Source organism: Acidiphilium acidophilum (assembly GCF_033842475.1).
GTDB lineage: Bacteria > Pseudomonadota > Alphaproteobacteria > Acetobacterales > Acetobacteraceae > Acidiphilium > Acidiphilium acidophilum.
In genome coordinates this window covers 1-7,417 of sequence record NZ_JAWXYB010000005.1, presented here as the reverse complement: position 1 = coordinate 7,417, position 7,417 = coordinate 1, and the positions used below count along the sequence as shown (strand labels likewise).

Genomic DNA, 7,417 nt, shown 5'->3' with positions numbered 1-7,417 from the left:
GGTGGTGTAACCTGACGTCTGGAAATTCATTTTGGGTTGGGAGTTGGTGCCCTTGCCGGGGCATGCCCCGGCAAGGGCTGTTCATTCTGGTATTCCATGCAGTTGTTCACACCAACATGGAGACCGATGAATGGACGCCAAAAAGGATACGATTATCGAGGCACTTTTGGAACATCTGATCGAAAACGGCGCAGGCGATATCGCCACGGTATTTGCCAGGACCTTCGAACTCGCCATGCAGATCGAGCGCGAACGCTTCCTCCACGCCAGTCACTACGAGCGCAACCCCGATCGTCAGGGTTACGCCAATGGCTACAAGCCCAAGCGGATCGATACCCCGGCCGGGTCGATCACCGTCGATGTCCCCAAAACCGCCGGTCACGTGGGCGAACCCTTCTACCCACAGTCCCTCGAACGCGGCCGACGCTCGGTCCGCGCCGTCATGGTCGCCGTCGCCGAAATGTACATCAAAGGCGTCTCCACCCGCGACGTCGAGGCCGTCATGCGCGAATTCGGCATCGAAAGCCTCTCCTCCGCTCAGGTCAGCCGCGCCAGCAAGCTGCTCGATGACGAACTCGCCGCCTGGCGCACCCGACCCCTCGCCGAGATCCGCTACCTCATCCTCGACGCCAGATATGAAAAAATGCGCGATAATGGCGTCGTCCGCGATGCCGCCGTGCTCTCGGCCATCGGCATCGGACCCGATGAACGCCGCCGTGTCCTCGGCGTCTCGGTCGCCCTTTCCGAGGCCGAAGTCCATTGGCGTGCCTTCCTCGAAAGCCTCCATCAGCGTGGCCTGCGAGGCGTCGAATTCATCGTCTCCGATGACCATGCCGGATTGCACGCCGCACGCCGCGCCGTCTTCGGCGCCGCACACTGGCAACGATGCCAGTTCCACCTCGCCCAAAACGCCATCCACCACGCCCCCAACCACGCCATCCGCAAACGCATCGGCGCAGAACTCCGGACCGTCTGGAACGCAAATTCCCTCGCCGCTGCCCAGATCGCTCTCACAACCCTCGTCAATGCCTATCGCGACACCGCACCAAAGCTCGCCGATTGGCTCGAACGAAATATCCCCGAAGGCCTCACCGTCTTCACACTGCCAGAACCCCACCAGCGCCGGCTTCGCACTTCCAACCCCATGGAACGCGGCATCCAGCAGGAACTCAAACGCCGCACCACCAAAATCAGGGTCTTCCCCAACGAAGCCTCCCTCGAACGCCTCGTCAGCGCCGTCCTCGTCGAAATCGATGAAAAATGGGCCGCCGACACCAAGGGCTACATCAAGTGGGACTACCAGGATGCCTGACCCCCGCTCGCCCTATTTTCCAGACATCAGGTTGCTCAATCGTCTGGCTCGACACGGTTGAGATGGATGACGCCAAGGAGGGGGGTGAATAGTCCTCGTTCTGTGGGAGCCCGGTGCCCTGTCGGTGTTTGCTTCTCGTGACGGCGGGATGTTCTTCGCGCCGGTCGGTCTGGCTCCGATACGGACGGTGATACGGGCGGTGGCCTTCGGGTTGCCGTTGTAAGGCCCTCACTGGCTGATTGGTTATCCCCAGGTCGGTGCCGCCGTTGCGCGAGGGATCGTTACCCGAAGGGCCGAGACCCTGTAGGGGGCTTGGTGGAGCGTAGCGGAGTAGAGCCCGGTCAGGCGGCTTCTTTGCCGCCTGACGCGCCCCTATCTTCCCCGTATCTCTGCTCATTTTAGGTCTCGTGCAGCCAGTCTTCCAATTTCGGAAGCAATGACAGTCCTAATTGCAGGGGATTGGTGGCTCCTGCGAGATCGAGCGCGCCAAGGATGGTCGTTTCGAGGTTCATATCGTCCATCGGGTCCATCGCCTTACCGCCTTCCCGATAGAACGCGCATAAACGCTCAGCTTCGTCGCTGGTCGGCATAATGCCCCGTGTGATCATTCCGGGCCGCCAGCCAGCCACCGTCATCATGATCCAGAGATCCGCCAAACTCACGTCGGCGATTGTTCTTCCTGCCATCGATCGCAGAAAACTTGTCTCGGCGTCGGTTAATGGCGAGGGGGCATCGAAGATGTGGGCGCCGGCCATAATTGTTTCGGCCCAGCCTGACTCAACCAGGGGAGCGTCATCTGACGGCATACCCTCGAAGGGCAGATAAGCACCAAGCGTGGTAAGGTCAGTGCCGTATTTGGCAGCCCATAGCGAGGGCGCTTTCAGAATAACCCATTCGTCGATAGAGCCATACGTGTCCAAGGGGTTTTCATCGGCCACGACTTTGACGAATTGTGTCGGACTCATGGGATCGTCTGGCACGTGCAGCCAGCAAAATGCGATGAAATGGTCACGTGGGTTGTATTCACGGGGGATTGCAGTCGGCATAGCGAATCCTTTTATGGTTTCGGCAAGCGAGGTAGCTGTTCCGTTGTCATCGTTCTTTGTCCCGGATTATCCACCATTGAGAGGACGATTGAGGGGCGAACCAGGAACGGCACGCGAAAGCCAAGGCGACTGGCTTCAAAAACACACCAGGGTTTAACGCCGCTCAATGTTGAGATTGAGAGGCGGTGACCGTGGGGTTTTGTTTTGGTTCGGCGGAAGCTCGTTCGGCAGTGTCGGCGGTTTCGTGGCCGAAAATTGGTTGGGGGGGCGAACTCAGCAATGACGCCTCGGATGGATAGGATGAATCATGACGGGAATGGATTGTCCCAACGGTGTTCCCTATCAAGGCGCCTACGAAAGAAGCGAAAATGATAACGGCAATAATTCCGGTGATGGGAAGTAGGTCGCGGGTTTTTTTGGAAATGACGGAAACGCGCTTATTTTTGAGTGAATCCGGGAATGGAAATTCCTGTTCGGACAAGCCGTAATAGAATCGCACGCCTTTCCATAAAATCTGTTTCAGGTGCGGGCTCATGCAAGAAAAACGTAGATAATCGGCTGTGTCGAGCAGGTCATTTATTTTATCACGTTGATCAGGTGGCAGCACCGAGGGACGCGTTTTGGACCAGTTAAAGAAATCATATTCTAAAAAAGAGGCAGTGGCCTGATCGATTCGGACTTGTACTGTCATTTGAGGGAGTTTTTCGAGATAGTTTTCTATATCGTCGGGAACGGCATCGCCGGGTAGTTCAATCTCGTATTCTTCGTTCATTTGTCAGTCTCCAAGAATGGAATCAAGGTTAGCGGGAGCGTCAGCGCACCGGTGCCCTGCTGGTGTGGAATCGTCGGTCCGAGGCATGAGCGGTGCGGTTTGGGCGAGGGGAACGAGTTCGGCCCCGGCGCAGACGGGGCCGAACTCTTTTGCGGCTTCGAGTGCATCGCGGGTAGCGATGCCCCAAATCGCGTCAGCGATCTCATTGAATGGCAGGCGAGCGGCGCGTTTCCGGCGCGCGGCAAGCGTATCGTAGGGGGAGTAATCCTCGCGGCGGTGGGCGTAGATGAAGCGTTCGCGGGCGGCGCGGTTCTGATCGATCGAGACGGTTTCTCCCGGAGGGGCGGTCAACATCCAGTCGGCCGGGTCGAGCAGCGGCCCAGTTGGCCCGAAGTAACGAAACGCCCTGCGCTGTAGCATAAGCGGACAAAGTGGGAACGTTGACTGGTTGGGATGGAGGTTTTCTGCGGGTTTGAGCGGAGAGCGCGGTTCTGAGGCCGGAACCGCGCGATGACGGAAAACACCTGTTTTCCGTCGGTGGTCCGAGACCTGCCGAAAAGTCCCAGATTTTGTGCCGAATCATGTACGGAAAACATAGTCGGAATGGCATGATATACGGAAACCGTCTCGAAGGGGATTTCCGTACATGCTGATCGGCTACATGCGCGTCTCGACCGACAATGACCGACAGGTGCTCGACCTGCAACGCGACGCCCTGCTCGGAGCCGGGGTCGATGAGCGGCATCTGTTCGAGGATCGTGCCGGGGGCAGCCGGCGCGACCGGCCGGGCCTCGCTGCGGCACTGGCCTATCTGAAATCCGGCGATTGCCTCGTGGTCTGGAAGCTGGACCGGCTCGGCCGGTCGCTGCCGCATCTTCTGGAGACGGTGAACAGCCTTAGGGCGCGTGGCGTCGGCTTCCGGTCGCTGACCGAGCAGATGGACACCACGACGCCGCAGGGGGAATTCCTGTTTCATGTCTTTGGCGCTCTGGCGCAGTTCGAGCGTTCGCTGATCCAGGAGCGTGTGCAGGCAGGTCTGGCGGCCGCCCGTCGGCGGGGCAGGCGTGGTGGCCGACCGATGGCGATCGATGCCGAGAAGCTGGCGGCGGTGATCGCGGCGCTGGACGCTGGTGCCACGAAAGCGTCGGTCTGCCGCACTTTCGGCATTTCGCGGAGTACGCTGGTCGACTCTCTGGCACGGATCGGCTGGTCTCCTGCCCTCAACAGGCAGGAGGGAGGGACCAGTGGGTCATCGACGGATATTGACCGGGGAACAGATCGCACAGCTGTTCGACCCGCTGACTGATCGACGCGGCATAATTCGTCACTACACGCTGTCTGCTGCGGATCTTGCAATGATCCGGCGCGGGCGGGGCGATCATCACCGTCTCGGTCTGGCTCTCATGCTCTGTTACCTGCGGTATCCCGGCCGGCCGCTCCATGCCGGCGAGATACCCGATCCTGCCCTGGTCTCGTTCGTCGCCACACAGATCGACGTCTTGCCGGATTCCCTCGGTGCTTATCTGAGGGTGGATCAAAATCGACGCCGGCATTCGGCGGCATTGCAGGATCGCCTCGGGTTGCGGCCATGGGGGCCGCGCGTGGCGGCAGACCTTGCCGACTGGCTGCTGGCGCATGCACTGGAAGCCGACCGGTTGGTCGATCTGGCGGCTTTGGTGCTGGAAGAGTGCCGCGGTCGCGGGATTCTTCTACCGCCCCCGGCGCGCCTCGAGCGGCTCTGCATCGAGGTTCGATACCGCGCGCGCCGGGAAATCGAGCGTCGGCTGACCGAGGGTCTGTCCGCCGATCAGCGGCGTCGGCTGGATGCGTTGACGGAGCGGCGCCTGGACACCAGCCAGAGCTGGCTGGCCTGGCTTCGCCAGATCCCGGAATCGGCAAAGCCGGCGTCCATGCTCGGGGTGATCGAGCGGTTGGAGCACATCCGGGCAATCGATATCGATCCGGCGCGCGGTCACCGGATCAATCAATCCCGGCTCGCCCAGCTTGTTCGCGAGGCCGGCCGGACCACGGTGCAGCATGTTGCCGGCTACGAGCGCCGGCGCCGGCATGCCGTGCTCACCGCGATCGATCTCGATCTGTCGGCCCGCCTGACGGATCAGGCGATCACTCTGTTCGAGCGGCTGATCGGCGCGATGTTCCGCAAGGCGGAAGGCCGACATGCCCGGGCGTTCCAGGCCGAAGGCCGGGCGATCAACGAGAAGGTCCGGCTTTATGCGAGGATTGGCGCCGCCCTGATGGCTGCGCGCGCCGGCCAGGGCGATCCCTTCGCGGCGATTGACAAGGTGATACCCTGGGACCGGTTCTGCTCGACCGTTATGGAAGCGGAAACTCTGGTTCGTTCGGAAGATTTCGATCCCTACGAGGTGCTGAGCGAACATTATGCCGGCATTCGGCGCTGGGCGCCGGCGTTTCTGGCCACTTTCGAGTTTCAGGGTGTTCCCGCCGCGGCGTCGTTGATGCGCGCGATCGCCATGCTGCGCGCCATGAACAGCGCGGGAGCCTCGACGCTGCCCAAGTCAGCGCCGACCGCCTTTGTCCGGCCGCGCTGGGCGCGGCATGTCCTCACGGCACACGGCATCGACCGGCGTTATTACGAACTCTGCGTCCTGGCGGAATTGCGCCAGCGCCTTGCTGCCGGCGATGTCTGGGTTACCGGCAGCCGGCAATACCGGGCCTTCGAGGAGCGGTTGATCTCCAGGGAGACGCTGCAGGTCCTGCAGAAAGCGTCCGGCATTCCGGTTGCCATCGAGACTGACTTCGATCGCTTTATCGAGACCAGGCGGACCTGGCTGGATGCGCGGCTGGCCGAGGTCGACGCCCGTGCCCGGGGCGGGCTGCTTCCCGATGTGACGATCGAGAAGGGCGTGCTGAGAATCACGCCGATCGAAAAATCGACTCCGCCCGAGGCCGAAGCGCTGGCAGCGAAGCTCTATGCCACGCTGCCCCGCATCCGGATCACCGACCTGCTGACGGAAGTGGCCGGCTGGACCGGCTTCCTGGACTGCTTCACCCATTTGCGCACCGGCGAAGCCGCCGCTGATCCCCGGGTGCTGATGGCGGGGCTGCTGGCCGATGGCCTCAATCTCGGCCTGACCCGGATGGCCGAAGCCTGCAGCATCGCCAGTCTGGGCCAGCTCGCCTGGACCGCTGACTGGCACATCCGCGACGAGACCTACGCCCTGGCGCTGCGCCGCCTGGTCGAACACCAGAGCCGCGAGCCGCTCGCCGCCCTCTTCGGGTCGGGAACCGCCTCATCCTCGGACGGGCAGTTCTTCCGCGCCGGCGGTTCTGGCCGTGATGCGAGCCGGATCAATGCGCACTACGGCCCCGAACCGGGTCTGAAATTCTACACCCATCTCTCCGATCGCTACGCGCCGTTCCATACCAGGGTGATCGCCGCAACCGCCAGCGAAGCCCTGCATGTCCTCGACGGCCTGCTTGATCATCACGGCGATGCGCCGCCACGTCAGCACCGGCACCATACCGATGGCGGCGGGGTGTCGGATCATGTCTTTGCCCTGTGCGCCCTGCTCGGATACGTATTCGCGCCGAGAATTCCTGACCTGAAAGACCGGCGTCTCTACAGTTTTGCCAGACCGGCAGCCTATCCGACGCTCGCGCCGATGATCGCCGGCCGCATCAACGTCGATCTCATCCGCGCCCATTGGCCCGATCTCCTGAGGATCGCCACCTCGATCCGCACCGGCACGGTGTCCGCGTCGGTGATCCTGCGACAACTCGCCGCCTACCCACGACAGAACGCCGTTGCCGCGGCACTGCGCGAACTCGGCCGTCTCGAGCGGACGCTGTTCACCCTCGACTGGCTGGAAGATCCGGGCCTGCGCCGTGAAAGCAGTCATGAACTCAACAAGGGCGAGGCCCGCAACAGCCTGGCCCGCGCCGTCTTCATTCACCGGCTCGGCGAAATCCGCGACCGGACCTTCGAGAACCAGACACATCGAGCCTCTGGCCTGAATCTCCTGGTCACCGCCATCATCCTCTGGAACACACGCTATCTCGCGCAAGCCATACAGGCCCTACGCCAGGTCGAGGATGTGCCCGGAACCCTCCTCAGACATCTCTCGCCGATCGGCTGGGAGCATGTGAACCTGACCGGCGACTACATCTGGAGCGCCAATCAGAAATCGACGGAAAACCATGCCGGATTGCGGCCGCTCCGGCCAATCCCCGACACGACCACCCACGCAGCCTGATGTTCCCACTTTGTCCGCTTATGCTACAGCGCGGGGCGATCCGTTACTTCGG

Annotated in this window: 6 protein-coding genes; 3 read left to right on the top strand and 3 right to left on the bottom strand. The window is 61.8% G+C overall.

The features are described from left to right. Positions 1-130: 130 nt before the first annotated feature. Complete coding sequence (locus tag SIL87_RS01365) at positions 131-1,312, top strand: IS256 family transposase (protein ID WP_319612316.1); 1,182 nt, start codon at positions 131-133, stop codon at positions 1,310-1,312. A 398-nt stretch (positions 1,313-1,710) separates the two neighbouring features. Here SIL87_RS01365 and SIL87_RS01360 read toward each other — a convergent pair whose 3' ends face one another. From SIL87_RS01360 to SIL87_RS01350, 3 genes are all read right to left on the bottom strand, one after another. Beyond that, a complete protein-coding gene (locus SIL87_RS01360; protein ID WP_319612495.1) occupies positions 1,711-2,358 on the bottom strand; it encodes a hypothetical protein in 648 nt (215 codons plus the stop codon). A gap of 163 nt (positions 2,359-2,521) precedes the next feature. Beyond that, entirely contained in the window at positions 2,522-3,130 is a 609-nt protein-coding gene (locus SIL87_RS01355) for a hypothetical protein (protein WP_319612494.1), read from the bottom strand. 3 nt (positions 3,131-3,133) lie between these two features. Continuing rightward, entirely contained in the window at positions 3,134-3,484 is a 351-nt protein-coding gene (locus SIL87_RS01350; RefSeq protein ID WP_319612493.1) for a hypothetical protein, read from the bottom strand. Positions 3,485-3,776: 292 nt separating this feature from the next. Between SIL87_RS01350 and SIL87_RS01345 the strand changes: the two genes are divergently transcribed. Together SIL87_RS01345 and SIL87_RS01340 are read left to right on the top strand one after the other, a co-directional pair. Continuing rightward, positions 3,777-4,436 carry a recombinase family protein gene (locus SIL87_RS01345; RefSeq protein WP_035189579.1) on the top strand — a complete coding sequence of 220 codons (660 nt, stop codon included), beginning with the start codon at positions 3,777-3,779 and terminating at the stop codon, positions 4,434-4,436. After that, complete coding sequence (locus tag SIL87_RS01340; RefSeq protein WP_035189577.1) at positions 4,375-7,365, top strand: Tn3 family transposase; 2,991 nt, start codon at positions 4,375-4,377, stop codon at positions 7,363-7,365. The genes SIL87_RS01345 and SIL87_RS01340 overlap by 62 nt, the downstream gene beginning before the upstream one ends. Positions 7,366-7,417: the final 52 nt, after the last annotated feature.